Genomic DNA, 25,632 nt, shown 5'->3' on the forward strand with positions numbered 1-25,632 from the left:
TGCTGGACGGCCTGGCCGGACGCGAGCGGATCGAGGCCACGGCCGACACCCGCGCGGCCAGCACGGCGAACGCGGCCTGGTCGGCGGCCGGCAGCGTGGCCAGCTCGGCCAGCACGCCGGTGGCCAGCGGCTCGCCGATGTCGGCCGTGGCCTCGATCCGCTCGCGTCCGGCCAGGCCGTCCAGCACCCGCTCGATCTCGGCGGCGATGCCGCCGGAGATCCCGCGGATCGCGGCCGGCCCCATCAGCAGCGCCCCCGGCGAGCGTAACCGCTGGTGCTCGGGGGGATCGGTGGTGAGCATCGACGGCGGCAGCTCGTCGTCCCTGACCCGCTCCCGCTGCCCCAGCGCCGCGGAGAAGCGCGGGTCGCGCAGCGCGAGCGCGCAGTCGGCGTGCGTGGTCAGCAGCCACATGCGCGAGGTGACGTCGAAGTGGACCGGATCGTGCTCACGCAGCCACCGGTACGCGGGATACGGATCCAGCCGCCCGCGAGGAGAGAACGGGTGGGCCAGGTGGGCGGGCAGCGTACGGGATGCGGTCATCGCGTCTCCTCGTGATCAAGCCGACGACAACCTACTACAGAGGAGCGGCCGGTGGCAGAGCTCGACGTGGTCGTGATCGGCGCGGGCGTGAGCGGCCTGGCCGCCGCCGCGAAACTGGCGGGCGCGGGCCTGGCGGTGGAGATGCTGGAGGCCAGGACGCGGATCGGCGGCCGGATCCACACCGACGAGGACTCGGGACTGGAGCTCGGCGCGCAGGTCGTGCACGGCGACCGCAACCCGATCGGCGCGCTGCCAGGACTGCCCGCCCTGGTGCCGCTGCCCCGCTACGCCGCCAAAGTGCTCATGAACGGCGCCCCGCACCCCCTGTCCGCACTCCGCCCACCCCCGCCGCTGCTGGAGGAACGACTGGTGGCAGACGCGACCGGCCGGCCGGTGGTGGAGGCGGCGGGGCGCCCTTCTCCGAGCGGGTGTGGGGACGTGTCGGTGGCGCAGTGGCTGAAGGAGCAGACGGTGCGCTTTCCCACCGCGCTGGAGCCGGCCGCCGAGTGGTTCAGGCAGAACTGGGCCGCCGACCCCGAGGCGCTGAGCGCGCTCGGCGTGTCCGCGGCCCGCCGGGCCGACGCCGTGGGACAAGGCCAGTTCGCCCTGCCCGGCGGCTTGCGCACGCTCCCCGAGCGGCTGGCTGACGGCCTGAGGGTGCGGCTGGGCGACCCGGTCGTGCGCCTGACCTGGTCGCCAGGCCGGGTGCGCGTGGTCACCGCCGCCGGCCACGTCGTGGACGCGGCCGCTGCCGTGGTCACGGTGCCGCCGCCGATCGTCGCCGACGGGCGGCTCACGATCAACGACCTCCCGGTACGCAAGCAGGCGGCGGCCCAGGAGTTGCGCCCTGGCGACGCCTGGTGCGCCCTGGTCACCTACCCGGAGCCCGCGCCCGAGTCCGTCGTGGTCTTCGATCCGGAAGGACGGCTGGGCTTCGTCACCGCCACGGCCGGCCGCCACGAAGTGGTGATCATGGCAAAGGCGGGAGCGGCCGGCTGGGCCAGAGCCGTCTGGCGAGCCTCGGCCCCGGCGGGCGGCGAGGGTGAGGTGGCCTGGAGGGACGGGCCCTTGCTGTCTCGGCTGGCTGAGGCGGTGCCCTGGACCAAGGGGCGGGTGCCGGAGGTGGTGAAGGTGGCCGACTGGGGGGCCGATCCGTGGGCGGGCGGCGCGTACACGTATCCGGGGGCGGGGGCGCTGTGGGCGCCCGCGGCCTGGGCCGAGCCGATGGGCGGGACGATCTTCTTCGCCGGCGAGGCCACGACCGGCCTGGCCGGACCGCCCATGGCGCACATGGCGATGGCCGGCGGGGAACGCGCGGCCACTGAGGTGATCGGAGCACTGAGGTGATCGGACAGACCACGACCGGCCCCCCGCACGGCGACCTGCACGGCGGCTGGTTCCTGCTCGCGCTCGACGACGAACTCGCCCCCGGCCTCACCCCGTTGCGGCTGGGCGGCACGGACCTGATCGCGGTGCGCGACGACGACGGCGTCCGCGTCTTCGAGGCAACCTGCCCGCACCGGGGCGCCCACCTCGGCTACGGCGGCAAGCTGGACGGGCAGTGCGTGATCTGCCCCTTCCACGGCAAGCGGATCGCGCTCGGCGACCGGGCCCGCCGCTGGTCGGTGGGCGAGGTGCGGACGTTGCACGCCGGAGCGGCGGTGTTCGCCCGGCTGTCCGCCGATCCGGGCGACGACCGGGGCTTCGAGCAGGCGATCAAGCAGGCGGCCGGGGAGCTGACGTTCGTCGCGGCGGTGAACCAGCGGGTCGCGGTCCCGGCCGAGTACGTGGTGGAGAACGCCTTCGACGCCGAGCACTTCAGCACCGTCCACCTGGTGCCGGCGGTGCGGGGCATGCGGGTCAGCATGGGGGAGCACGACGAGCTGGTCATCGAGGGAGAGTTCCGGACGAAGGCGCCGCCGTGGGAGAAGGAGCGGCGGCCGAACTTCGCCTCCCGGTTCGTGGCCTGTGCCTACAGCCCGCACCTCGTGCTGACCGAGCTGGGCACGGCCGCGGCACCGTACACGATCATCACGGGAGCGGTGCCGGACGGGACGGGCAGCGTGGGGCGGGTGGTCATCGGCGTGCGGCGGGACCAGCGGGAGTCGCTGCCCGCGCTCGTGCACGGGGCCCGCTACGCCTTCGACCAGGACCGCGTGGTCTGGGACCACCTGGACGTGCATGCCCCGCAGCGCTACGACGCGGCCGACACGTCCGTGATCGCCTTCCGCCGCTTCTGCGCCGGTTTCGCCCCGGCGGGGGTGACGTCGTGAGCCTGCATGTGCGTACGCGCGGCGACGGCCCCTCGGTGTTGTGGATCCACGGCTACACGATGGACTCCTCGGTCTGGGAGCCGCTGTGGGGGCTGCTGCCCGGCTGGCGGCACGTCGGCGTGGACCTGCCGGGCCATGGCCGGTCGAGACCGCTGCGGCCCGGCACGTCGCTGCCGGCCCTGGCGGCGGAGCTGGCCGGGCTGGCGCGTGCCGAAGGGGCCACGCTGGTGGTGGCCGAGTCGATCGGCTCCATGATCGCCCTGCAACTGGTCATCGACCACCCCGGCGACGTGCGCGGGCTGGTCGTCGGCTCGCCGACCATCGCCGGCGCGCCCGCCGAGCCGGGTACCGCGGGGCGCTACCGCACGCTGGCCGGGCTGGCCAGGATGGGTGTGGACGGCGAACGGCTGGCCGACGTGTGGATGGCGGCCCCGCCGGACATCTTCCGCGGCACCGAGCGCCATCCCGAGCTGCGCGCCAGGCTGCGCGCGATCGTGGCCAGGCACTCGTGGCGCGAGCTGCGTGACGGCGCCATGTACGGCCTGAGCAGGCACGTCCACACGGTGGACGATCTGCGTGGCATCAGGGCGCGCACCCTGGTCGTGCTGGGCGAGCAGGACATGCCGGGCTTCCGGGCGAGCGCGGAGCTGCTGCGCGGGTCCGTCCCCGGCTGCGGCGTGATCACCGTGCCCGACGCCGGGCACCTGTGCATGATCGAGCGTCCCGCCGCCGTGGCGCCCGTCATCGGCGCTCATCTGCGGACGGCGGCGCGGGAGGTGCAGCATGCCGATTCATGAGCACTACCGGCCGGGCACGCCGTGCTGGGTGGACTACGGGGCGCTGGATCCTGAGGGCGCGCGGGCCTTCTACGGGGAGCTGTTCGGCTGGACGTTCCGTGACGCGGGCGGCTACTCCTTCATCGAGCTCGGCGGCCGGGTCGTGGGCGGCTTCGGACGGGTGCCCGCCGGGCTGCCCGCCTCGTGGAACACGTACCTGGCGACGCCGGACGCGCGGGCGGCGGCCGTACAGGTGAAGGAGAGGGGCGGGAGCGTGCTGCTCGGCCCGGTCCCGGCCGGCCACGACGGGCGGCTGCTGTTCGCGCTCGACGCCTGCGGGGCGCCCTTCGGCCTGTGGGAGGGGCGCAGGCCGGCCGGGATCGTCCTGGTGGACGAGCCGGGCACCTGGTGCGGCCACGAGCTGTGGACGCACGACGCCGGCTTCTATCCCGGCCTGAACGGGGTCGAGGTCATGGCGCCGCCGGAGGGGATGAGCCCGTGCTGGCTGACATTCTTCGCCACCGTCGGCCGAGCGGCGACGAGCGCGCGGGCGGTCGAACTGGGCGCCACGATCGCCTCGGGCCGCGACCGCGCGACGATCGTGCGCGACCCCTGGGGCGCGCTACTGGCGCTGACGTGAACGCGCGGTGATGACGAAGAACGCGGCCACGAGGAGGGCTCCGACGATGGCGACCACCGAGCCCACTGTTTGCCCGATCAGGAAGGCCACGATGACCGCGGCCGCGTAGACCAGGGGGACGACCAGCCGGAGGTTCAAGCCCATGAGCGCTCCTTGGATGAGAGAACGGACCTCGGATCCAGCATCGGCTCGCCGTCCGCCGCCGGTCCAGCGGGACGGCCGTAATTACGCATCGGATCGCCACGAATTACGCATCGAATCATCTGGCCCTACGTATCGCCGCTCGCCGCTACGCCTTCGAATGGAGACCGTTCTGATGAAGTCACGCCTGCTGATCCCGCTGGCCTGCCTCCTGCTGCTGATCGCCGTCACCCCCGCGGCGGCCGCCGCACCCGCCAGAGAGCCCCTGACCCAGGCCGAGGCCATGCGCAGGCTCTCCTTCATGGTCGGCGCCTGGGCCGGGACCGGCTGGACCATCCTGCCCTCCGGCGCCCGCCAGGAGTTCCTGCAGACGGAGTGGATCCGCTACCAGGCGGGTGACCTGGTCATCTCGGTCGAGGGGCAGGGACGCGACAAGGCCGACCCGGGGACGATCGTGGACAGCGCGCTCGCCGTGATCAACTACAACGATGTCACGGGGCAGTATCGCTGGGAGGCGTTCTCCCGCGGCTTCGTCACCACCGTCGAGCCGGTCGTCGGCGACCGCCGGTTCGAGTGGAGCCTGCGGACGCCCTCCTTCACCACCCGCTACACGCTGACCTTCACCGACACGGCCTGGCACGAGATCGGCGAGACCTCGGTCGACGGCGGGCAGAGCTGGCGGCAGAACTTCCAGATGGACCTGCGCCGCCTCTACTGACTCCGCAAAGCGGCCATCTGCCAGCTAAAGCGGAGAAAAGTTTGACTCTGAGTAATCGGTCAGTCTCAATCGGTAATCTGTTCGGCATGTCGCCGACATTAGAACATGAGTACCTCATCGAACTCGTCCGTAACCGCCCGTCCCTGGTCGCAACCCTGCTGGCCGAAGTGGGCGTCGCGGTGCCGGCCTTCGACCGGGCCCGGCTGGGCACCTGCGACTTCACCAACTGCCGGCCCACCGAATACCGGGCGGACTCCGTTGTCCTCCTGGATCGAGAGGGCAACCCGGTGCGAGCGGTGGTGCTGGAGGTCCAACGACAGTACGACAAAAGGAAAACCTGGTCCTGGCCCGTCTATCTGAGCACCCTACGGGCGATCGAGGAGTGCCCGGTGGTGCTTCTGGTCTTCTGTCAGGACGAGAAGACCGCGAAGGACTGCGCCGAGCCGATCGACATGGGGCATCCGGACTGGGTGCTGCGGCCGATCGTCGCGGGGCCCCGCGATATCCCTAGAGTCACCGACATCGAACAGGCCTGCGATGATGCTGAGCTCACCGCTCTGTCCACCATCATGTACGGCGACCCCCAGACCCCGGAGGGCATCGAGGTCCTCCGGACCTTCGTCGAGGCCGCGGCTCTGCGGCCGAAGGGTCAGCCGAGTTATGCTCAACTCGTATTCGCGCTGCTACCCAAGTTCAACCTCGCTCAGTTCGGCAAGGAGATCGGCATGGAAGTGACCGTCGAAGACGCCATGGTCCACCCGCTCATCCGCGAGTGTGTCGAATATGGCGAGGCGAAGGGCGAAGCGAAGGGTGAGGCCAAGGCTGTCCTCATGATCCTGGACGGGCGGAACATCCAGGCCCCGTTCGAAGCGCGGCGTCGGATCCTCGCCTGCACGGACCAGGAAGCTCTGAAGACCTGGATCAATAGGGCGCTCGTCGTCACCAGCGTCGACGAACTGTTCGACTGACCCCCGCAGCCACAGGACCGGCTGGTTCTCGCCGTGCCGGCCCTGTGTGTCACGCCGGTCGCTTTTACTGGTCGCCGGGGGTGTGGGCCGCCTTGATCAGGCGGGTCAGCGCGGTGTGCAAATCCTGGAGTTCGTCGAGGTCCATGCCGAGGCGGGCCACGATCGCCGGCGGGATCTGCTCGGCCCGTGCCCGCAACTCTCGGCCGGCCGGGGTGAGGGTCACGACGAGGGAGCGCTCGTCGTGGCTGTTGCGCTCGCGGTTGACGTAGCCGAGCGCCTGGAGCCGCTTGAGCAGCGGGGACATGGTGCCGGGGTCGAGCTGGAGCAGCTCGCCGAGCTCCTTGACCGAAAGCGGCTCGTGCTGCCAGAGCGCGAGCATGGCCAGGTACTGCGGATGGGTCAGGCCCAGGGGCTGCAGGAGCGGCCGGTAGAGCCCGATCACGCTGCGCGAGGCGATGCTGAGGGCGAAGCACACCTGCCTGTCCAGCGCGAGGAGATCTGTAGTCTCCGTCACAGGCTCCATGCGACGACACCTCCGGAACCATCTGGTAAATTACTTTGCGTACTAATTAATAGTCCACAAACAGTATGGACGCAAACCTTCGGTCAGGAAGGGACGCCATCCGTGTTTCACCGCAAGTCGATCGAGGAGCGCATCGCCGAGCGCCAGGCCAAGCTGCCTCCGCTGAAGGAGGGCAAGCACTTCGAGCACGGCCCGGCCAAGTTCGTGTTCGTGTCGTTGCTGGTGATCGTGGCGATCGTCCACTTCGGCGGCCTGGCGCTGGTGATGCACTTCTACTCCTGAGCGGCGTCCCCGGCGCTCAGCCCTTGACGGCGCCCACGATCACGCCCTTGGTGAAGTGGCGCTGCACGAACGGATAGATGATCAGGGCCGGGATGACCGCGATCACCACGATGGCCATCTTGATCGCCAGGGTCGGCGGGGCGTCACCCGTCACGCCGGCCGTGGCCGCGGGCAGCGGGTTGGAGTCGACCACATACTGCCGCAGGATCAGCGCGAGCGGCCACTTCCTGGTGTCGTCGATGTAGAGCATCGCGTTGAACCACGCGTTCCAGTACCCGACCGCGTAGAACATCGCCACCACGGCCGTCACCGCCTTCGACATGGGCAGCACGATCCGGAACAGGATGCGGAACTCCCCGGCCCCGTCGATGCGCGCGCTGTCCAGGATCTCCCCGGGGATGCCCATGAAGAACGAGCGCAGTACCACCACGTTGAACGCCGACACGGCCGTCGGCAGGATCAGCGACCAGTAGCTGTCCTTCAGCCCCAGCCCGCTCACCATCAGGTACACGGGGATGATGCCGGGGATGAAGACGAACATCAGCAGCACGCTGAACAGCAGCGGCCGGTGCAGGAACGAGCCGGGGCGCGACAGCGAGTACGCCCCCAGGACGCTCACCCCGGCGCTGACCAGCGTCCCCACGACGGTGACGCCGGTGCTGACCATGACCGCGTGGCTGACCACCGTGTCGGAGAAGATCTGCCGGTACGCCTCGAACGTGATCCCGTCGGGCACCAGCACGAGCCCGCCCGCCCTGGTCACCGTGGCGGTGGAGCTCAGGCTGGTCAGCACGATCGTGTAGAGCGGGCCCAGCACGGCCACGACGATGATGGTCAGCAGCGTGCCCTTGCCCACCTGGCCGACCGGCGACGGCCGCTCCTCCCAGGGCGCGAGCCCGGCAGGTCTGCGGGCGCGGGGCCTGCTCGTCAGTGCGGTCATGACTTCGAATACACCCCTCGCTCGCCGAACGCGTGCGCCACCCGGTTGGCCGCCACGATGAGCAGCAGCCCCACCAGGCCCTTGAACAGCCCGGCCGCGGCCCCGTACCCGAGGTCGCCGGTCCGGATCCCCGACCAGTAGACGAATGTGTCGAACACCTCGGACGCCTCGCTGCCCACGGCGCTGCGTTGGAGCATGAACTGCTCGAAGCCGACGTTCAGCGCGTCGCCCAGTCGCAGGATCAGCAGCAGCACGATCACCGGGCGCAGGCCGGGCAGCGTGATGTGCCACATGCGACGCCAGCGGCGGGCCCCGTCCACGGCGGCGGCCTCGTACAGGTTGGGGTCGATGGTGCTGAGCGCGGCCAGGAAGATGATCGCGCCCCAGCCGGCGTCCTTCCAGATGGTCTGGGAGGTGATCAGCAGGATGAACGTGTCGGAGTTGGTCATCCAGTCCACGGCCTCGCGGCCGTTCTCCCGCAGGATCTGCGCCAGCAGGCCCGCCCCGCCGAACATCTGCTGGAAGATGGCCACGACCAGCACCCAGGAGAAGAAGAACGGCAGGTAGACCACGCCCTGCACGAACGCCCGCAGCTTCGCCGAGGCGAGGCTGTTGAGCAGCAGCGCCAGCATGATCGGCAGGGGGAAGTAGAAGACGAGCTGGAACGCGGTGATCGACAGGGTGTTGGTGATCGCGCGCAGGAACTGCGGGTCCTCGAAGAGCAGCGCGAAGTTCGTGAAGCCGATGACCGGGCTGCCGAGGATGCCGCCGGTGTACGGGTTGTAGTCCTGGAAGGCGATCACGTTGCCGAGCGCCGGGACCCACCAGAAGGCGAGCACCACGAGCAGCATCGGCAGGTTCATCACCAGCAGCGGCCAGTCCCTGCGCAGCTTGACCCGCCACGGGGGCCGGGGCGGCGGGGGAGCGGGGCGCGTGCCGCTTGGGGCGGGCCGCCGGGTCGTCACCGTGCCCATGGCGGCGCTGTCCTGAAGACGTCCTGCGATGTCGTCATGCGCGAGGCGTCCTGCGGCGTTGTGCTGTGTGAGACGTCCTGCGGTGTCGTGCTGTGTGAGACGTCCTGCGGCGTCGTCGTGTGCGTCACGAGGGCTCACAGCCGGCCGTTGTCGCGGGCGACCTTCATGTAGAACTCGCGCGCCTCGTTCCCGCCGCCGTCCCGCCACTCCTTGACGATCTTCGGCCACTCGGAGACGGGCCGCTTGCCGCGGAAGATCTCCTGCATCTTGTCCTCGGTCGGGACCGTCAGCCCGGCCATCTTGGACGGACGCTCCACCCGGATCCCCGCGAACGGGTCGTTCTCCAGAATCGCCGCCGCCTTGGTCGACCAGTCCCACAGGCCCTGGACCAGGCCCTCGTACTGGCTCATCGCGTTGGCGTTGGGCCGGCCCGCCAGGAACAGGTACGTGGGCGCGACCTCCTTGCGCCCGAGCGCGGTCTGCTTCACCTTGCCGTCCTCGACCGTATAGTGCTTGCCCTCGACGCCGTTGGTGACCAGCTCGTACTCCTGGGTGCCGAACGGGCCCGACGCCCAGTTCGACAGGGCGAGCAGCTCGCGGGTGCGGGCGTCGCCGAGCCCCTTCTTGATGAAGACGAACATGCTGGCGGGCTCGTTGCGCCACATGATCGGCTTGCCGCCCGCGTGCGCCGGGTACGGGTCCACGATCATCTGCTTGAAGTCGGGGTTGTCCGCGCCGAAGCGGCCCATGTTCTCGTGCCAGGAGCCGAGGCCGTCGCGGTAGATGACCATCTCGCCGTTGCCGAAGATGGCCTTGTTGTCGGCGTCCTTGTTGGCGACGACGTCCGGATGGATGTAACCGGCCTCGAAGAGCTTGGTCAGGAACTCGATGCTGGCGGCCCACTCGGCGGTCTCGTACTTGTACTCAAGGGTGCCGTCGCTCTTCTTGCGCCACTCGCGCGGCGCGCCGAAGGCCCGCTGGAGCTCGTTGTCCATGCCGCCGCCGAACGCCCAGCGCTTCTTCTTGGCGTCGGTGATCTCCTTGCCCAGCGTGACCAGGTCGTCCGCGCTCCTGGGGTGCTCCAGTCCGAGCCCGCGCATGATGTCCTCGCGGACGAACGTGGCGAAGGGGAACGGGTCGTTCTGCCACGGGATGCCCTGGAGCACGCCGCCGAAGACGCCGTACTGCCAGGCGGCGGTGTCGTAGTTGGCCAGCAGCGGGAACTCCTTGGCCTTGTCCCCGGCCAAGTAGGGGGACAGGTCGGCGAAGAGCTTGTTGGCGGCCTCGGTGAAGTGGCCGATCTTGATCAGCTCCCACTCGGGGATCATCACCATCTCCGGCACGTCGCCGCTGGCCAGGACGGTGCTGAGCTTCTGCCCGTAGGTGTTGCCGTCGGAGATGTTGAAGCGGACGGTCCCGCCGAGCCGCTCGTTGACGGTGTCGTAGTAGGAGTTGTTGCCCAGGCCCGGGGGCACCGTGCCCCACAGCGGCGTCATCGCGGTCACCTCCTTGCCGCTGGTGAGCGGCTTGGTGGTGACGGCCTGCACCATCTGGGCGGGGCGCGACAGGAAACCGGGCTGGACGAACTCGCTGCCCGGCAGGTCCGGCTTGAGTCCGGGGATCTCGAACGGCGTCCTGGTGGGCACCAGGCTCCTGAGCTTGTCGGCCGCCACGGCCGTGCCCTTCGACGCTTCCTTCTTCTCGGCGCAGCCCGCCACGAGGACGCTCGCGCCGACCAGGCCGAGAAAGCCCCGGCGGGTTGTTGAGTTCTGCATGGCTCGTCCCCTGTCCCTGTCGGGATGGCCGCTCTAAATTAGTTGGTATTCCGACCAAACAAATTAGTAGACTGGGACCGCACCCACAAGTGAGCGCGATGGTCACAGGTTGGTGAAGGGAGCCGGCGATGCGGCATGCTGGGGTCACCTCCTGGCGGGAACGGGGCTGATATTGATCACTTCTACGACCGGGCCTCAGCCGGCCGACTTCGCCGACGTACGGGCCACCAACCTCGCGGTCGTGCTGCGTTTCGTCCGCGAGCACGCGCCCTGCTCGCGCGCCGACATCGCGGCCTCCACCGGGCTGAACAAGGCGACGGTGTCCAGCCTGGTCGCGGACCTCATCGATCGCCGGCTCGTGCGCGAGACCGGGCTGACGGAGAATCGCGTGGGCCGGCCGGCCACGATGCTCGTCCTCGACGGCTCGCCGTACGCGGCCATCGGCGTCGAGATCAACGTCGACACCGTGTCGGCCGTGGCCGTCGACCTGGCCGGCGAGCGGCTGCTGACCTGGCGGCGCTCGTTCTCGGCTGGCGACTCGGTCAACCAGGGCGTGGCGGCCGTCGGGGCGGTCATCAGGCGCGTGGTCGGGCGCATGGCCAAGGAGGAGCGCCAGGTGCTCGGCCTGGCCGTGGCCGTTCCCGGGCTGGTCGACGTGCAGGGCACCGTACGCATCGCGCCCAATCTCGGCTGGCGCGACGCCGACCTCGGCGGCGACCTGGCCAAGGCGCTGCGCGACCCCGGCTTCCCCATCCAGGTCGACAACGACGCCAATTTCGCTGCCCTGGCCGAGCAGCGTTTCGGCGCCCATGCCGGCGCTTCCGACCTGGTCTACCTCACCGGCGAGATCGGCGTCGGCGCGGGCGTCATCCTCGACGGACGGCTGCGCAAGGGCGGGCGCGGCTTCAGCGGCGAGATCGGCCACGTCCAGCTCGACCCCGAAGGCCCCCGCTGCCACTGCGGCCGGCGCGGCTGCCTGGAGGCCATGGCCGGGATCGCCGCCGTGCTGCGCAAGGACGTGTCGCCGGCCGAGACCCAGGTCGAGATCGAGGAGATCGTGCGCCTGGCCCGCACGGGCGACGCCGGCACCCTGGCCACGCTCGGCTCCGTGGGCCGCGACCTGGGCAAGGGCGTGTCCCTGCTGGCCAACCTGCTCAACCCCGAGGTGGTCATCCTCGGCGGCTACTACGTGCCGCTGGCGCCGTGGCTGCTGCCCGCCGTGCACGACGAGCTGGCCGGCCGGGTCGTCGCCGAGGAGGCCGGCGGGTGCCAGGTCGTGGCCTCGACGCTGGGGCACGACGCGGCGGCGCTCGGGGGCGCGGCGAGGGTGCTCGACTCCGTTGATTCGGGAAGATTGCCCGGGGGATTGTCGCGAATCCCTTGACCTTGGTCACGGGGGCGTGCACCCTTCAGTCAACCCACCGAAATGCCCGCGTAACTTCCCCAGGCCGGTCGTCGAAGCGCTTCGACACTCTCAGAGGGATGATCATGCAACAACCCCCCTTCCGTGACCCGGCGGTACCCCTTCACGACCGGATCGACGACGTGCTGCGCAGGCTGACCCTTGAGGAGAAGGTGGGCCTGCTGCACCAGTACCAGGCGCCGGTGGAGCGGCTGGGCATCGGCGCGTTCCGCACGGGCACCGAGGCGCTGCACGGCCTGGCCTGGCTGGGCCCCGCCACCGTGTTCCCGCAGGCCGTCGGCCTGGCCTCCACCTGGGACCGCGACCTGCTGCGCCGGGTCGGGGAGGCGACGGGGGACGAGGTGCTCGCCTTCCACCACAAGGATCCGGCGGGCGCGGGGCTCAACGTGTGGGCGCCCGTGGTCAACCCGCTGCGCGACCCCCGGTGGGGGCGGAACGAGGAGGGCTACTCCGAGGATCCGTGGCTGACCTCCGTCATGGCGAGCGCGTACGCCCGCGGCCTCTCTGGGAGCGCTCCCGGAGTGCTCAAGACGGCCCCCACGCTCAAGCACTTCCTCGGCTACAACAACGAGACCGACCGGTGCACGACCTCCAGCAACCTGCCGCCCCGGGTGCTGCACGAGTACGAGCTGCCCGCCTTCCGCGCCCCCATCGAGGAGGGCGTGGCGGTGGCCGTGATGCCGTCGTACAACCTGGTCAACGGGCGGCCCGCGCACCTCAGCCCGCTGATCGGGCAGGTGCTGCGGGCCTGGGCGCCGGACGACCTGCTGGTGGTCAGCGACGCGTACGCGCCGGGCAACCTCACCGCGCCGCAGGGCTACCACGACACGCTGCCCGAGGCTTACGCGCACGCGGTCAAGGCCGGGCTCGACAGCTTCACCCAGGACGACGACCGTGCCGAGGCCACGCTCGGCCACCTGCGCGCGGCCCTGGCCCAGGGGCTGCTGGCCGAGGCGGACGTCGACGCCGCCGTCCGGCACGCTTTGTCGATCCGGTTCCGGCTGGGCGAGTTCGACCCGGCGACGCCGTACGACGACGTCAACGACAACGTGGTCAACTGCCCCGAGCACCAGGCGCTGGCCAGGGAGGCGGCGCGGCGCTCGTTCGTGCTGCTGGCGAACGACGGGCTGCTGCCCCTGCGCGATGTGAAGAGGGTCGCCGTGATCGGCCAGCTCGGCGACGCGCTCATGGAGGACTGGTACAGCGGCACCCTGCCCTACGCCGTCACCGCCCGCGCCGGGCTGGCCGAGCGGTGCGAGACGGTGTTCTGCGAGGCCGTGGACCGGGTGACGCTGACCGCCGAGTCCGGCCCCGTAGCGGCCGACCCGGCCGGAGGCCCGCTCGGCGTGGGCGCGCAGGCCGGGCTGTTCGACCTGTTCGACTGGGGCGGCGGCGCGTACGCGCTGCGCTCGGTCACCACCGGCAGGTTCGTCTCCGTGGACGGCGTGACGCTGGTCAACGACCAGCCGGGCCCGAACGGATGGGAGGTGCGCCAGACGTTCCGGATGGAGGAGCGCCCGCGCGGCACGCTCGCCCTGCGCCACATCTCGACCGGCTGCTACGTCGGCGCCGCCGACGACGGCGTGCTGTGCCTGGTGGACGACGCTGACCAGGCCGTCTGGCTGGCCATGGACGTGGTCAGGAGCGGCACGGAAGAGGCCGCCAGGCTGGCCGGCGCCGCGGACGTGGCGATCGTGGTCGCCGGCGATCATCCGCTGGTCAACGGGCGCGAGACCGAGGACCGCATGACGCTGGGCCTGGCGCCCGCTCAAGACGCCGTGGTGCGGGCCGTGCGCGCGGCGAACCCGCGTACGGTGCTGGTCCTGACCAGCGGCTACCCGCTCACCTGGACCGCGCGCGACCTGCCCGCCGTGCTGTGGTCGGCGCACGGCGGCCAGGAATACGGCCACGCCCTGGCCGAGGTGCTGTTCGGCGACGCCGACCCGGAGGGCCGCCTGACCCAGACCTGGTACCGCTCGGAGCGGGAGCTGCCCGACCTGCTCGACTACGACATCATCGCCTCCGACGCCACCTACCAGTACTTCCGCGGCGTCCCCCTGCACCCCTTCGGCCACGGCCTGAGCTACACCACCTTCGACTACGCGGGCCTGCGCGTCCGCCTGGCGGACGGCGTCCTTGAGGCCGAGGTCACGGTGACGAACACGGGCACGCGACCCGGCGTCGAGGTCGTGCAGTTCTACACCCACCAGCAGCGCTCCCGGGTCAAGCAGCCGCTGCGCCGCCTGCGCGGGTTCGAGAAGGTGCGCCTGGAGCCGGGCGAGAGCCGTACGGTGACGCTCCGGCTGCCCGTCGCCGAGCTGGCCTTCTGGGACGTCACCAGGAGCAGGTTCGTCGTCGAGAGCGCGCCGCATCAGCTCATGGTCGGTCGCAGCGCCACCGACCTGCGCCTGAGCGCCCGCTTCGAGGTCGAGGGCGAGACCGTCCCGCCGCAGCGGGGGCCGCTGCGGGCGTCCTGCCACGACGAGTACGACGCGATCACCTTCGTGGACGAGACCAGGGTCGACGGCGACGCCGTGCGCTCCGACGCCGAGGGCGCCTGGATCCTGTTCCGGCAGGTGGACCTGACCGGCAGGACGCGCTGCGTGGCGCGGGCGGGCAGCACCGAGGGCGGCGTGATCACCCTGCGCCGCGGCGACCCCCTCTACGGGCCGCCGCTGGCCACGTTCCCGGTGCCCAGAACCTCCCGCTACGGCTACCACTCCGTCGAGACCTGGCTCGAAGACGCCGGCGGGGTGCAGGATCTCTACGTGGTCTTCGAGAACGAGGGCGTGACGCTGGCCGGGATCGGCTTCGGAGCCGGGGCTTGAGCGGGCGCACGGTGACGATCGCGCAGGTCGCCAAGCACGCGGGGGTGGCCGTCAGCACGGTCTCGTACGTGCTCAGCGGCAAGCGGACGATCTCGGCCGACACCAGGCGGCGGGTGCTCGACAGCATCAGCGCGCTCGGCTACCACCCCAACGCCGGCGCCCGCGCGCTGGCCAGCAAGCGCTCCAACGTGATCGCGCTGGTGCTGCCGCTGCGCGCGGGCATGCACGTGCCCGTATTGATGCGGTTCGCCAGCGCCGTCGTGACGGCCGCGCGCCGCTTCGACCACGACGTGCTGCTGCTGACCGCCGACGAGGGCCCCGAGGGCATCCGGCAGGTGGCGGCCAGCGCGCTGGTGGACGCGCTGGTGCTCATGGACGTGGAGCTGGACGACCGCCGCGTGCCGCTGCTGCGTGAGCTGGCCGAGCCGAGCGTCCTCATCGGCTTCCCCGCCGAGCCCGCCGGGCTCACCTGCGTGGACCTCGACTTCGCCGCGGCGGGGGCACGCTGCGTGGAACACCTGGCCGAACGCGGGCACGAGGAGATCGCGCTGCTCGGGGCGCCGTCGGTGGTCTACGACCGGGGCACCGGCTTCGCCACCCGCACGCGCGAGGGCTTCGCGCGGGCGCTGCACGCCCACGGGCTCAAGGGCGTGACGCTGCCCTGCGAGGAGACGTTCGACGAGGTGTACGAGACCGTCCGCGACCTGCTCCTCGACCGTCCCGGCCTGTCCGGGCTGGTCGTGCACAACGAGGCGGCGGTGAGCCACGTGCTGGCGGCGCTGCGTCAGCTCGACCGGCGGGTGCCGCACGACGTGGCCGTGGTGGCGATCTGCCCCGACGACGTCGCCGAACGGGCCGGGCCGCCGCTCACCTCGGTGCTGATCCCGGCGGAGGAGGTGGGCAGGGAGGCGGTCCGCCTGGTCATGGACAAGCTCGAGGGGCGTGCGGTGCCCGAGTCGACCCTGCTGACGCCGCTGCTCGCCGTACGCGCCAGCACCTGAGATTTCTGCGGCAAACACCCCCTCGCCCCAAAAGTACGGAAGGTACTCGTCCGTACACGAGACGTACGTCAAATCTGTCTGGTTTGTGATTCCCTGTCGTATTTCGCGGGCAGGCTGGCGGAGGCGAGGGGGAAACCATATGAGTACGTCTGTGCAACCGGCGTCAGCCGGCGCGGGGGGCGGCGGCGGGCCGTCGGGCCTCGCCGACGTGATCGACACGATCCTCGACAAGGGTCTCGTGATCGACGCCTACGTCAGGGTGTCGCTCGTCGGCATCGAGATCCTGACCATCGACGCCCGCGTCGTCGTGGCCAGCGTCGACACCTACCTGCGCTTCGCCGAGGCGGCGAACCGGCTCGACATGACCAAGAGCGAGAAGGGCCTGCCCGACGTCATCGCGGACGCCAAGGGCGTGCCGAGCAAGGACGAGGCCAAGGAGATGATCCAGGGCGTCGTGGAGAACGCCGGCGAGCTCACCGGGGGGCAGCGCGATCCCGCGGCCGAGGCGGCGGAGTCCGAGACCGAGGTCGAGGTGGACCGCGCGCACCAGGGCCCGCCGAAGAGGAAGTTCCGGCCCAAGCGAGAGAAAGGCTGAGCGCCATGGGACGTCCGACGAAGGTCTCCGGAGCCTCTGCGCCCGACCAGGCCGCCGCCCAGAGCCCGACTCTCGGCTCGTACGTGTACGGCATCGTCCGCGCGCACACGAAACTGCCCTCCGACCAGCACGGACTCGGCGACCCCGCGGGCGAGGTCAGGCTGATCGAGCACGGTGAGATCGCGGCCCTGGTCAGCGACGTCGACGTGACCGCGCCGCTCGGCCGGCCCGACGACTTCTACGCCCACGAAGGGCTGCTCGACGCGCTGGCCGCCAAGGGCCCCGTGCTCCCGTTCCGGTTCGGCGCCGTCCTGGCCAGTGCCGAGGCCGTCGAGGAGGAGCTGCTCGGGCCGCACCACGACGACTTCCTCTCCGCGTTGGACGAGGTCGAGGGGCACGCCGAGTACGTCGTGAAGGGCCGCTACGACGAGGGCGCCGTGCTGACCGAGATCCTCGCCGAGAGCCCGGAGGCGCAGGCCCTGCGCGAGGCCATCCGCGGCAGGCCGGAGGACGCGACCAGGAACGAGCGGATCAGACTCGGCGAGATCATCAACGCCTCGATCGAGGCCAAGCGCGAGATGGACACGAACCTGCTCGCCGACGCCCTGACCGGCCTGTTCACCCAGGCGGTCATGCGCGACCCGTCGCACGAGCAGGACGCCGTGCACCTGGCCCTGCTGAGCAGGCCCGACGAGCAGGAACGGCTCGAGCGGGCGCTGCGGGACTTCGGCCAGCGCTGGGAGGGCCGGGTCACCCTGCGGCTGCTCGGACCGATGGCGCCGTACGACTTCGTCGTCGCGCAGGCGTGAAGGGCATGACCGATGGGCCTGATAAGCGGCATCTTCACTTGGCCGCTGACGCTGCCGGTCCGGGGGTTGATCCGGCTCGCGGAGATGATCCAGGAGCAGGTCGAACGCGAGACGCGCAACCCCGCGACCGTGCGCAGGAAGCTGGAGGAGATCGAGGCGATGCGCGCCGCCGGCGAGATCTCCGAGGAGGAGGAGCGCCGGGCCGTCGAGCAGGTGCTGCGAATGGCGACCCGGAGGTGAAGCGATGACGATCAGGCGTCCAGCCGCGGAGCAGCCGCGCGTACGCCGCCGGTTCCGTACGGACACCCCGTCCCGGTCCCGCGAGCAGCCGTCCGAGCAGCCGCGGAAACCGCGATCCGAGCAGGCGCCGGAACAGCCCTCGAAACCGCCGTCCGAGCAGCCGCCCGAACGAGCGCCGGAACCGGCACCGGAGCGGGCCGGGGGTGAGCTGACCGCCGTGACGGCCGGCGGCGTCGGCCTGCGCCACATCGCCGAGCTGACCTCGAAAGGCGTCGAGGGCGTCACCTCGGTCGTGCCGGCCGACGGCGGCTGGGTGGTCGAGGTCGAGGTGGTCGAGGATCGCAGGATCCCCTCCTCGGGCGACATCCTCGCCCTCTACCAGGTGCAGATCGACAAGGAGGGCAGCCTGTTGTCCTATCGCAGGATCCGGAGATACAAGCGGGCCAATGCCGAGTACAGCGAGGCGTACTGACATGGACAGAGCATCGTCGCCCGGCCCCGTGGCCCGGCCCGCGTACGGCGCGATGGGGGCGGGCGGCCGTGAGCCCGCCAACCTCGGCGACATCCTGGAACGGGTGCTCGATCGGGGCGTGGTGATCGCCGGGGACATCCGGGTGAACCTGCTCGACATCGAGCTGCTCACGATCAAGCTCCGGCTGCTGATCGCCTCGGTGGACACCGCCAAGGAGCTGGGCATCGACTGGTGGAAGCACGACCCGTTCCTGTCGGGGCGGGACCGCCAGCTCGTGGAGGAGAACCGCCGGCTGCGCCGCCGCGTGGCCGCGCTCGAACGGCCGGGGGAGCTCGATGACTGACGAGGGCGAGGGGACGGACGAGGGCTCGGGTTCCGGCGAGGGCGAGGGCGAGGGGACCTACCTGTACGCGGTGGCCCGCGACCCGCTGCCCGCACCGGACGGCGTCGCGGGCGCGCCGGTGCGCACAATCACCCACGCCGGCCTGGTGGCCTACGTGAGCACGGTGCCGCTGGAGCGGTTCGGGGAGGAGCCGCTGCGCCGGTCGCTGGAGGACATGGACTGGCTGGCCGAGACCGCCCGCGCCCATCACCGCGTGGTCGACTCGGTGGCGGCGCTCACGACGACGGCGCCGGTCCGGCTCGTCACCGTGTACGCGGACGACGCCCAGGTAGCCGACCTGCTGGAGCGGCGGGAGAACGACTTCCTGCGCCTGCTTGAGCACGTCACCGGCCGCAGGGAGTGGGGCGTCAAGGCGTACGCCGTCCAGTCCGCCGAGCAGGAGCGCACCCCGCAGGCCGCCGAGCCGCACGCAGGGCGGCCCGGCACCGCGTACCTGCAGCGCCGCCGGACCAGCCTGCGTGGGCGGGAGCAGGCCCGCAGGCAGGCGCTCCAGCGGGCCGACCACATCCACCGGGCGCTGGCCGCCGTCGCCGCCGCCGGGCTGCGCCACCGTGCCCAGGACCCGCGCCTGTCGGGCCGGGACGACCCGATGCTGCTGAACGGCGCGTACCTGGTGGACGAGGAGCGCGACGCCGAGTTCGCCGAGCTGGCCGGCACCTTCGGCGGGGACGGCGTCGAGATCAGGCTGACCGGCCCGTGGGCGCCGTACTCGTTCACGGTCATGGAGGCGACGTGAGCCGGGCCAGGGCGGGGACGTGAGACCGGACGCGGTGGCGACGTGAGACGGGACGTGGTGGCGGAGGAGCGGCTGCCGCCGGAGCGGGTGGCGCTGGTGGACCTGCTGGACCGGCTGCTGGCCGGCGGCGTCGTGGTGACCGGTGACCTGGTGCTGTCGATCGCCGACATCGACCTCGTCCGGATCTCGCTGCGTGCTCTGATCGCGTCCGTGGACGAGCTCGAAGGGAGCTGGTGACCGATCATGGAGACGCCCCGCTGGCGGGTCGCCGCCGACCCTGAGACGGTCGAGCGCGACCTGAGCCGCCTTGTTCTCACCCTGGTCGAGCTGGTACGCCAGCTCGTGGAGCGCCAGTGCGTACGCCGCATGGAGCAGGGCAGCCTGACGGACGAGCAGATCGAGGTGCTCGGCGTCACCCTGATGCGCCTGGAAGAGGCGATGACCGACCTGTGCGCCCGCTTCGAGCTCACCCCGCAGGACCTCAACCTCGACCTCGGCCCCCTCGGTACGCTCCTGCCCGCGGACTGAGTGTCCGTTCCGCGAGAACTCCGTCGCCCGCTTCGGGTGAAGAAGGGTGACAGGACCTGAGGAACGGAGTTCGAGCTTGATGCCGGACACAGAGCTGAGCGACGCGGAGGTGATCAGGCGTGCCAGGAGCGATCCCGGGTTCTTCTCGACGTTGTTCGACCGGCACGCCCCCGCCCTGCACCAGTACGTGACGCGGCGGCTGGGCGACTCGCTGGCCGACGACGTGGTGGCGGAGACGTTCCTGGCGGCCTTCAGCCGGCTCGGGCACTACGACACCGCCCACCGCGACGCCCGCCCCTGGCTGTACGGCATCGCCGCCAACATCGTCGGCAAGCACCGGAGGGCCGAGGTCAGGGCGTACCGGGCGCTGGCCAGGACCGGCGTGGACGAGGTCGCCGAGAGCTACGCCGACCGGGTGGAGTCACGGGTGTCGGCGGGCGCCGCGCAGCGCGAGCTGGCGAGCGCGCTGGCCGCGCTGTCGCCGCGGGACCGGGAGGTGCTGCTGATGGTCGCCTGGGCCGACTTCAGCTACGAGGAGGTGGCCGCCGCGCTGGGGATCCCGGTCGGCACCGTGCGCTCGCGCCTGCACCGCGCCAGGAAGAAGACCAGGGCGGCATTGGGCGGCGTCGACCCGAGCGCTGCCGTCTCGGAGGAGGAGCCCGGCCGTGGACGATGACCTGAGACTGCTGAAGAGGCTGCGCGCCGACGCCCCTGAGCCGACCGGCGAGCGCCTGGACGCGCTGCGCGCCCGATCCCTCGACCGGCGTCGTGAGCCCGGTCGTGAGCCCGGTGGTGCGCTCGGTGGTGCGCTCGGTGGTGCGCTCGGTCGTGAGCCCTGTCGTGAGGCCAGTCGTGCGCCCAGGAGGACGCGCGGGTCGTGGCTGGTGCCGTCCGCGCTGGTGCTCGCCACGGCCGCCGCCGCGGGGATCGTGGTGCTCAACCGGGTCGACCAGCCGCCCGCTCCGCGGATCGCCACCACGCAGGTGACGACGACGCCGATCGGCGAGCCGCTGGTCGTCCTGCTGCGGGCCGCCTCGGTGGCCGAGCGGCGCGAGCCGGGCGCCAGGCCGAGGGACGACCAGTGGCTGTACCGGCAGGCCGTGGTCAGGCAGCCAGGCGACACCGAGCGCGACACGCAGGAGTACTGGACCCGCTACGACGGCGGGCAGCAGGCCACCCGCCACAACCACGGCCCCCTCGACCTGCGCACGGTCGAGCCGGATCCGGACGACGACGACCTTTCGCCCAAGCAGTACGCGGCCAGGCTGGCTGCCCTGCCCACCGACCCGGCCAAGCTGCTGGCCCATGTCAAGGGCGACGCGCACTGGCGGACCAAGCCCGTGCGGGAGGCCGGGCAGGAGCCGCCGGACGCGCGGGCGTTCCGGGTGCTCACGCTCTACCTGGGACAGGAGAACGCCGTGCCGCCCGAGCTGGCCGCGGCGATCTTCCGGGCGCTGGCCAGGATCCCCGGCGTGCGGATCGACCAGGGCGTTCCGGACGCGGTGGGACGTACGGGACTCGGCCTGGCCTACGACCCCGGTCAGCGCCGTGCCGGCGGACGGCTCGTCGAACGGTCGTACACCGTGCTCGACCCCGAGACCTTCCGGTACCTCGGGATGCGGGTCGAGTACCTGGAGGACGTCATCATCGGCGGCGATCTGGTCACCGCGAAGGGCTCGTTCTACGCGACCGCCGAACTCACCACCGGAATTGTGGACAAGCCAGGACAACTGCCGTAGACCTCCGCCGGGCGTCGGGCGGCCTTCGCCGGCCGGGCGGACCTGCCTCCGGCATCGGCCGGGCGGGATGAACCCGGACGGAACCCCCGGCAGACCCCTCGCCTAACATCGGACGGATGGAGGCGGACGGTCAGGCCGGGGCCCGGGAGCCCGAGACCCGGGAGCGCGGGAGCCGGGAGTCCGAGGCGCGGGAGTTCGAGTCGCAGCGGGCGCGGCTCTTCGGGCTGGCCTATCGGCTGCTGGGGTCGGCCGCCGAGGCCGAGGACATGGTCCAGGAGACCTACCTGCGCTGGCGGAACGCGGGACCGGTCGAGGTGCCGGCCGCCTGGCTGGCCAGGGTCGTCACCAACCTCTGCCTCACCCGGCTCGCCTCGGCCCGCGTACGCCGCGAGAGCTACGCGGGCCCCTGGCTGCCCGAGCCCGTCTTCACGGGCGACGGCGCGCTCGGGCCGCTGGAGACCGTCGAGCAGCGCGAGTCGGTGTCCATGGGCCTGCTCGTCCTGCTGGAACGGCTCAACCCGATGGAGCGGGCGGTGTTCGTGTTGCGGGAGGCGTTCGGGTACGGGCACGCGGAGGTCGCCGGGATTCTCGGCATCGAGGAGGCGCACTCGCGCCAGTTGCACCGGCGCGCCCGCGTGCGCGTCGGGCAGCCGCGCAAACGCTTCGACGGCGACCGCGAGCAACATCTGCGGATCGTAAGGAGCTTCTTCGCCGCGACCGTGGACGGCGACGTCAAGACCCTGGAACGGATGCTCGCCGACGACGTCGTGGCCTGGGCGGACGGCGGCGGTGGCACGGCCGCGCGCCGGCCCGTGCGCGGCCGGGCGAGGGTGGCCCGTTACCTGAGCGGGCTGAGCGGACGCCCCGAGGCCGGTCAGGTGACGTTCGCGTTCGAGGAGGTCAACGGCGAGCCGGCGGTGCTCATCCGCGAGCCCGGCGGGCTGCTCGCGGTCATGGCCGTGGAGATCGCGGACGGGCGGGTCGCCGCCGTCCGCACGGTACTGAACCCGGCCAAGCTCGCCTACGCCGCCGCCCAGCTCATGTGACTCGCGTCATAGGCCCGGGTTGTCACGGACATCCCGCGTGCCCGGTTCAAGTGGGGACTTCGACAGGGGAGGAACCATGAAGGACCGCATCGTGGTGCTGGGCGCGGGCTACGCGGGCCTGGCGGCGGCCAAGCGCGCCGCCCGCCGGCTGCGCCGCACGGGAGCACGGGTGACGCTGGTCAACGCGGCGGACCGGTTCGTCGAGCGGGTACGTCTGCACCAGCTCGCGGCCGGGCAGCGGCTGCCCGACCTGCCGCTGGCCGTGCTGCTGGCGGGGACCGGGGTCGAGCTGGTGGTCGCCAGGGCCGTCGGGATCGATCCGGTGGCCAGGACGGTCGAGCTGGACGCGCCGCCGTACACGGTGGGCTACGACATCCTGGTCTACGCCCTCGGGAGCGGCTCGGACGCGGGAACGGTGCCGGGGGCGCGCGAGTACGCGTACCCGCTGGCCACCGGCGACGAGGCCGCGCTGCTGCGGGCCCGCCTGGCCTCGGGGAAGGGACCGGTCACCGTGGTCGGCGGCGGGCTGACCGGCGTCGAGTCGGCGGCGGAGTTCGCCGCCGCCGGTCTGCGCGCCGAGCTGCTGTCCGGGCGGGTGGGGCCCGGATTGTCCGCCCGAGGCCGCCGCCACGTGCACCGGGTCCTGGCCCGCATGGGCGTCTCCGTACGCGAGCACGCGCGGGTCACCGGCGTCGGTCCCGAGTGTGTGCTGCTGGCGGACGGGGACGAGCTGCGCGCGGGGACCGTGGTGTGGGCGGCCGGCTTCCGCGTCCCCGGGTGGGCGGCCGCCGCCGGCCTGGCCACGGACGAGCACGGCCGCATGCTGGTGGACCGCACCCTGCGGTCGGTGTCGCACCCGGACGTCTTCGGCATCGGCGACGCGGCCGCCGCCGGCCACGCGACCAGGATGGCCTGTCAGACGGGGCTGCCCATGGGCGTCTGCACGGGCCGCGCGGTCGCCGACCTGCTGACCGGCCGTGAGCCGCGCCCGGCCAGGTTCCGGTACGTCTGGCAGAACGTCAGCCTGGGCCGCCACGACGGCGTCACCCAGTTCACCAGGGCGGACGACAGCCCGCTCGACACCGTCATGACGGGCCCCGCCTCGGCCGCCTTCAAGGAGACCATCACCCGAGGCACCGTCTGGACCATGCGCCACTGATGACTCCCGCCCATCCCGGCCGACCACCCTGAGGGCCACACGCCGTCGGGCCCGGGGCCCGTCGGGCTGGGACCGTGAGGATTGGAGCCTGTAGGGCTGGGACCGTGAGGATTGGAGCCAGTTGGGCTGGGACCGTGAGGATTGGAGCCTGTAGGGCTGGGACCGTGAGGATTGGAGCCTGTAGGGCTGGGACCGTGGGATCGGGGCCTGTCGGGCTGGGGGCCGTGGGGACCGGGCGCTTCCCGGTGACATGTCGTCAGGTCTGGCCGTCGTTCAGCAGGTGCCACGGCAGGACGACCGGCGTGGCGGGCGGGTCTCCGCCGACGATGCGGCTCACCAGCGGACCCAGCCCCGCCGGCACGACCTGCTCGCCATCGAGATCCGCGCCGGCCAGCTCGCCCAAGGTCCACCAGCGGAAGTGGTCGGTCGACTCCCGCTCCTCCTCGTCCATGCCCGAGGTGTCCACCTCCAGCCCGTCCACGCGCAGGGCGAAGAAGGAGTCGCGGGCGAAGAACCGCCGCCCGCCGGAGGTCCACGGGCCCTCGCTGGTCGCCACCACCGGCCCGAGCGCGTCGGGTGAGACGACGTGCCCCAGCTCCTCCCGCAGCTCCCTGGCCGCGGCCTGCCGTGAGCTCTCCCCGGGATCGACGCCCCCGCCCGGCGTGAACCAGGCGTACGGCGGATCCTCCACCTGCAGCAGCCGGCCCCGGTAGAGCAGCAGCCGATCGGCGCGGTCGATCACCAGCACCCGCGCCGACTCCCGAAGGACCACCTCACTCATGTGGTCACCTCGCACCTGGTCGCCTCACTCACATCGTCACCCCACTCACGTGATCATCTCCGTTGTGATGGCCCAGCGCTCGTGGTCCCTCCAGGTCCCGTCGATGAACTGGAACCTGGGCGAATAACCCTCCCGCTTGAAGCCGACCCGCTCGATCAGGCTCAGGCTGGCGGTGTTCGACGGCTGGATGTTGGCCTCCAGCCGGTGCAGCTCCATCTCGCCGAAGGCGTGCCCGACGAGCAACCGCAGCCCCTCGGTCAGGTAGCCGCGGCCGGTCGTGGAGGCGTAGGCGGAGTAGCCGATGGTGGCGCTCTGGTGGGTGCCACGGATGATGTTGTTCACGTTGACCCGGCCGACGATCGCGCCGGTGTCGCTCCGGCAGATGAGGAAGCCCTCGTGCAGCGGGCCGTCAAACCGCGACAGGTACCCCTCGAAGTCCTCGTACGTGACGATCGGCGGCCCCGGTATCCACCTGGCCAGCATCTCGGCACTCTCCTGGTGCAGCGCCGACAGCTCGTCGAAGTCCGCCAGGCAGATGTACCGGATCGCCACCCGGTCCCCTTGCGCAAGATAGATCACGTCAGCATTCTCCCGGCCAGTTCCGGCACCGCCAGGTCGGCCCCGGGCCGTACTCGACGAGGACCGGCACCGCGTGCGGAAGCGGCGCCCCCCAGACCCGCCCACCCAGCCCGCACAGCGCCCCGAGCCCGGTGGTCAGGCTGGCGACGTGCCCGATCACGGCGATCGTCCCGCCGGGATGGGCCGTGACCAGTGACGTCAGGGCGGCGGTGACGCGGGCGGTGACGGTGTGGCCGCTCTCGCCGTCGCCCACCGCCTCGTCCAGGGCGCCGTCCACCACCCAGGCCCGCAGCACCTCGGCCGTACGGGCCCGCACCGCCGGGTCCCGCGAGCCCTCCAGCCTGCCCAGACCGACCTCCTCCAGACCGGACACGACGGTGACGCCGGAGGTGAGGCCGAGGGTACGGGCGACGATGGCGGCGGTCTGGCAGGCGCGGACGGCGGTGCCCGCGTACACGTGGGTGATCCCCTCGCCGCCTAGCCGCAGGCCCGCCTCCGCCGCCTGGGTGCGGCCCCGCGCGGTCAGGGCGGCGCTGGGCTGGGCGCCCGCGGTGCCGGTGACGACGTTCTCGGACTCGGCGTGGCGCAGGCAGTGGAGCCGGACGTGGTCGTTCACCGTGGCTCCTTCCGATCCCCCGTACTAGCAAGGATCATTATCTTCTGTGACAGGTGCGACAGAAGCAGTGTTGGGGGCAAGATGGTCAGCACAGGCGATGTCCCGACGATCTTCAGGGGGTAGGGG

The 25,632-nt window shown here is 71.6% G+C and carries 30 protein-coding genes and 1 pseudogene; 22 read left to right on the forward strand and 9 right to left on the reverse strand.

From position 1 onward, the window contains the following. A pseudogene (locus tag ABFX54_RS42080) lies at positions 1-541 on the reverse strand (hypothetical protein); the annotation flags it as partial. A gap of 51 nt (positions 542-592) precedes the next feature. Here ABFX54_RS42080 and ABFX54_RS42085 point away from each other — a divergent pair. Genes ABFX54_RS42085 through ABFX54_RS42100 form a run of 4 tightly spaced genes read left to right on the forward strand, consistent with a single transcriptional unit; the run spans position 593 to position 4,230 of the window. Continuing rightward, positions 593-1,888: a flavin monoamine oxidase family protein gene (locus tag ABFX54_RS42085; protein WP_346112496.1), complete on the forward strand. Its 1,296-nt coding sequence runs from the start codon at positions 593-595 to the stop codon at positions 1,886-1,888. Further along, positions 1,885-2,814 (forward strand): Rieske 2Fe-2S domain-containing protein, encoded by a 930-nt coding sequence (locus tag ABFX54_RS42090; protein WP_346112497.1) that lies wholly within the window; start codon positions 1,885-1,887, stop codon positions 2,812-2,814. Before ABFX54_RS42085 ends, ABFX54_RS42090 begins: the two co-directional genes overlap by 4 nt. Then, complete coding sequence (locus tag ABFX54_RS42095) at positions 2,811-3,611, forward strand: alpha/beta fold hydrolase (RefSeq protein ID WP_346112498.1); 801 nt, start codon at positions 2,811-2,813, stop codon at positions 3,609-3,611. Before ABFX54_RS42090 ends, ABFX54_RS42095 begins: the two co-directional genes overlap by 4 nt. Further along, positions 3,598-4,230: a VOC family protein gene (locus ABFX54_RS42100; RefSeq protein ID WP_346112499.1), complete on the forward strand. Its 633-nt coding sequence runs from the start codon at positions 3,598-3,600 to the stop codon at positions 4,228-4,230. The genes ABFX54_RS42095 and ABFX54_RS42100 overlap by 14 nt, the downstream gene beginning before the upstream one ends. Here the strand turns inward: ABFX54_RS42100 and ABFX54_RS42105 are convergent. After that, positions 4,213-4,374, reverse strand: coding sequence for a hypothetical protein (locus ABFX54_RS42105; RefSeq protein ID WP_346112500.1), 162 nt, complete (start codon positions 4,372-4,374; stop codon positions 4,213-4,215). The genes ABFX54_RS42100 and ABFX54_RS42105 overlap by 18 nt on opposite strands. Positions 4,375-4,546: 172 nt before the next feature. Between ABFX54_RS42105 and ABFX54_RS42110 the strand changes: the two genes are divergently transcribed. Both ABFX54_RS42110 and ABFX54_RS42115 read left to right on the forward strand, forming a co-directional pair. Beyond that, the gene (locus ABFX54_RS42110) at positions 4,547-5,089 is read left to right on the forward strand and encodes a hypothetical protein (RefSeq protein WP_346112501.1); all 543 of its coding nucleotides are present in this window, start codon (positions 4,547-4,549) and stop codon (positions 5,087-5,089) included. A gap of 86 nt (positions 5,090-5,175) precedes the next feature. Continuing rightward, positions 5,176-6,057: a hypothetical protein gene (locus tag ABFX54_RS42115; RefSeq protein ID WP_346112502.1), complete on the forward strand. Its 882-nt coding sequence runs from the start codon at positions 5,176-5,178 to the stop codon at positions 6,055-6,057. A 64-nt stretch (positions 6,058-6,121) separates the two neighbouring features. Here ABFX54_RS42115 and ABFX54_RS42120 read toward each other — a convergent pair whose 3' ends face one another. Then, positions 6,122-6,571: a MarR family winged helix-turn-helix transcriptional regulator gene (locus ABFX54_RS42120; RefSeq protein ID WP_346112503.1), complete on the reverse strand. Its 450-nt coding sequence runs from the start codon at positions 6,569-6,571 to the stop codon at positions 6,122-6,124. 111 nt (positions 6,572-6,682) lie between these two features. Here ABFX54_RS42120 and ABFX54_RS42125 point away from each other — a divergent pair, with 111 nt between their 5' ends. Then, positions 6,683-6,862 carry a hypothetical protein gene (locus ABFX54_RS42125; protein ID WP_346112505.1) on the forward strand — a complete coding sequence of 60 codons (180 nt, stop codon included), beginning with the start codon at positions 6,683-6,685 and terminating at the stop codon, positions 6,860-6,862. A 16-nt stretch (positions 6,863-6,878) separates the two neighbouring features. On the opposite strand, the gene ABFX54_RS42130 is transcribed toward ABFX54_RS42125, so the two are convergent. The 3 genes from ABFX54_RS42130 to ABFX54_RS42140 all read right to left on the reverse strand — a co-directional run bounded on the left by ABFX54_RS42130 (position 6,879) and on the right by ABFX54_RS42140 (position 10,551). Beyond that, complete coding sequence (locus tag ABFX54_RS42130; RefSeq protein ID WP_346112506.1) at positions 6,879-7,802, reverse strand: carbohydrate ABC transporter permease; 924 nt, start codon at positions 7,800-7,802, stop codon at positions 6,879-6,881. Further along, positions 7,799-8,776 (reverse strand): ABC transporter permease, encoded by a 978-nt coding sequence (locus tag ABFX54_RS42135; protein ID WP_346112507.1) that lies wholly within the window; start codon positions 8,774-8,776, stop codon positions 7,799-7,801. Before ABFX54_RS42135 ends, ABFX54_RS42130 begins: the two co-directional genes overlap by 4 nt. Before the next feature lie 134 nt (positions 8,777-8,910). Further along, a complete protein-coding gene (locus ABFX54_RS42140) occupies positions 8,911-10,551 on the reverse strand; it encodes an extracellular solute-binding protein (protein ID WP_346112508.1) in 1,641 nt (546 codons plus the stop codon). A 172-nt stretch (positions 10,552-10,723) separates the two neighbouring features. Between ABFX54_RS42140 and ABFX54_RS42145 the strand changes: the two genes are divergently transcribed. The 15 genes from ABFX54_RS42145 (at position 10,724) to ABFX54_RS42215 (ending at position 23,530) form a co-directional block, all read left to right on the forward strand. Beyond that, entirely contained in the window at positions 10,724-11,935 is a 1,212-nt protein-coding gene (locus tag ABFX54_RS42145) for an ROK family protein (RefSeq protein WP_346112510.1), read from the forward strand. Positions 11,936-12,033: 98 nt separating this feature from the next. After that, the gene (locus tag ABFX54_RS42150) at positions 12,034-14,802 is read left to right on the forward strand and encodes a glycoside hydrolase family 3 C-terminal domain-containing protein (protein WP_346112512.1); all 2,769 of its coding nucleotides are present in this window, start codon (positions 12,034-12,036) and stop codon (positions 14,800-14,802) included. Further along, the gene (locus tag ABFX54_RS42155; protein ID WP_346112513.1) at positions 14,799-15,803 is read left to right on the forward strand and encodes a LacI family DNA-binding transcriptional regulator; all 1,005 of its coding nucleotides are present in this window, start codon (positions 14,799-14,801) and stop codon (positions 15,801-15,803) included. The genes ABFX54_RS42150 and ABFX54_RS42155 overlap by 4 nt, the downstream gene beginning before the upstream one ends. Positions 15,804-15,942: 139 nt before the next feature. Continuing rightward, complete coding sequence (gvpJ, locus tag ABFX54_RS42160) at positions 15,943-16,398, forward strand: gas vesicle protein GvpJ (protein WP_346112515.1); 456 nt, start codon at positions 15,943-15,945, stop codon at positions 16,396-16,398. Between the two features lie 5 nt (positions 16,399-16,403). Next, positions 16,404-17,207 (forward strand): GvpL/GvpF family gas vesicle protein, encoded by an 804-nt coding sequence (locus ABFX54_RS42165; protein WP_346112516.1) that lies wholly within the window; start codon positions 16,404-16,406, stop codon positions 17,205-17,207. A gap of 12 nt (positions 17,208-17,219) precedes the next feature. Continuing rightward, positions 17,220-17,447: a gas vesicle protein GvpG gene (locus ABFX54_RS42170; RefSeq protein WP_346112517.1), complete on the forward strand. Its 228-nt coding sequence runs from the start codon at positions 17,220-17,222 to the stop codon at positions 17,445-17,447. Between the two features lie 4 nt (positions 17,448-17,451). Further along, positions 17,452-17,919, forward strand: coding sequence for a gas vesicle protein GvpO (gvpO, locus tag ABFX54_RS42175; RefSeq protein WP_346112518.1), 468 nt, complete (start codon positions 17,452-17,454; stop codon positions 17,917-17,919). A gap of 1 nt (position 17,920) precedes the next feature. Next, positions 17,921-18,262: a gas vesicle protein GvpJ gene (gvpJ, locus tag ABFX54_RS42180; protein WP_346112520.1), complete on the forward strand. Its 342-nt coding sequence runs from the start codon at positions 17,921-17,923 to the stop codon at positions 18,260-18,262. Next, positions 18,255-19,058 carry a GvpL/GvpF family gas vesicle protein gene (locus tag ABFX54_RS42185; RefSeq protein WP_346112521.1) on the forward strand — a complete coding sequence of 268 codons (804 nt, stop codon included), beginning with the start codon at positions 18,255-18,257 and terminating at the stop codon, positions 19,056-19,058. The genes gvpJ (ABFX54_RS42180) and ABFX54_RS42185 overlap by 8 nt, the downstream gene beginning before the upstream one ends. A 42-nt stretch (positions 19,059-19,100) precedes the next feature. After that, positions 19,101-19,295 carry a gas vesicle protein gene (locus ABFX54_RS42190; protein ID WP_346112523.1) on the forward strand — a complete coding sequence of 65 codons (195 nt, stop codon included), beginning with the start codon at positions 19,101-19,103 and terminating at the stop codon, positions 19,293-19,295. Between the two features lie 6 nt (positions 19,296-19,301). Continuing rightward, positions 19,302-19,586 carry a gas vesicle protein K gene (locus ABFX54_RS42195; protein ID WP_106236451.1) on the forward strand — a complete coding sequence of 95 codons (285 nt, stop codon included), beginning with the start codon at positions 19,302-19,304 and terminating at the stop codon, positions 19,584-19,586. A gap of 79 nt (positions 19,587-19,665) precedes the next feature. Continuing rightward, a complete protein-coding gene (locus tag ABFX54_RS42200) occupies positions 19,666-20,262 on the forward strand; it encodes an RNA polymerase sigma factor (RefSeq protein WP_346112524.1) in 597 nt (198 codons plus the stop codon). Further along, positions 20,252-21,325 (forward strand): CU044_5270 family protein, encoded by a 1,074-nt coding sequence (locus ABFX54_RS42205; protein WP_346112525.1) that lies wholly within the window; start codon positions 20,252-20,254, stop codon positions 21,323-21,325. Before ABFX54_RS42200 ends, ABFX54_RS42205 begins: the two co-directional genes overlap by 11 nt. Before the next feature lie 116 nt (positions 21,326-21,441). Next, positions 21,442-22,371, forward strand: a complete 930-nt coding sequence (gene sigJ, locus ABFX54_RS42210; RefSeq protein ID WP_346112526.1) for an RNA polymerase sigma factor SigJ — start codon at positions 21,442-21,444, stop codon at positions 22,369-22,371. Between the two features lie 76 nt (positions 22,372-22,447). Continuing rightward, positions 22,448-23,530, forward strand: coding sequence for an NAD(P)/FAD-dependent oxidoreductase (locus ABFX54_RS42215; protein WP_346112527.1), 1,083 nt, complete (start codon positions 22,448-22,450; stop codon positions 23,528-23,530). Positions 23,531-23,786: 256 nt separating this feature from the next. On the opposite strand, the gene ABFX54_RS42220 is transcribed toward ABFX54_RS42215, so the two are convergent. The 3 genes from ABFX54_RS42220 to ABFX54_RS42230 are packed head-to-tail and all read right to left on the reverse strand — an operon-like array spanning position 23,787 to position 25,506. After that, complete coding sequence (locus ABFX54_RS42220; protein WP_346112529.1) at positions 23,787-24,311, reverse strand: NUDIX hydrolase; 525 nt, start codon at positions 24,309-24,311, stop codon at positions 23,787-23,789. A 45-nt stretch (positions 24,312-24,356) separates the two neighbouring features. Continuing rightward, complete coding sequence (locus ABFX54_RS42225) at positions 24,357-24,890, reverse strand: GNAT family N-acetyltransferase (protein ID WP_346112530.1); 534 nt, start codon at positions 24,888-24,890, stop codon at positions 24,357-24,359. 1 nt (position 24,891) lies between these two features. Beyond that, positions 24,892-25,506: a histidine phosphatase family protein gene (locus ABFX54_RS42230; protein ID WP_346112532.1), complete on the reverse strand. Its 615-nt coding sequence runs from the start codon at positions 25,504-25,506 to the stop codon at positions 24,892-24,894. Positions 25,507-25,632: the final 126 nt, after the last annotated feature.

The organism is Nonomuraea maheshkhaliensis (assembly GCF_039529435.1).
GTDB classification, from domain to species: Bacteria; Actinomycetota; Actinomycetes; order Streptosporangiales; family Streptosporangiaceae; genus Nonomuraea; species Nonomuraea maheshkhaliensis.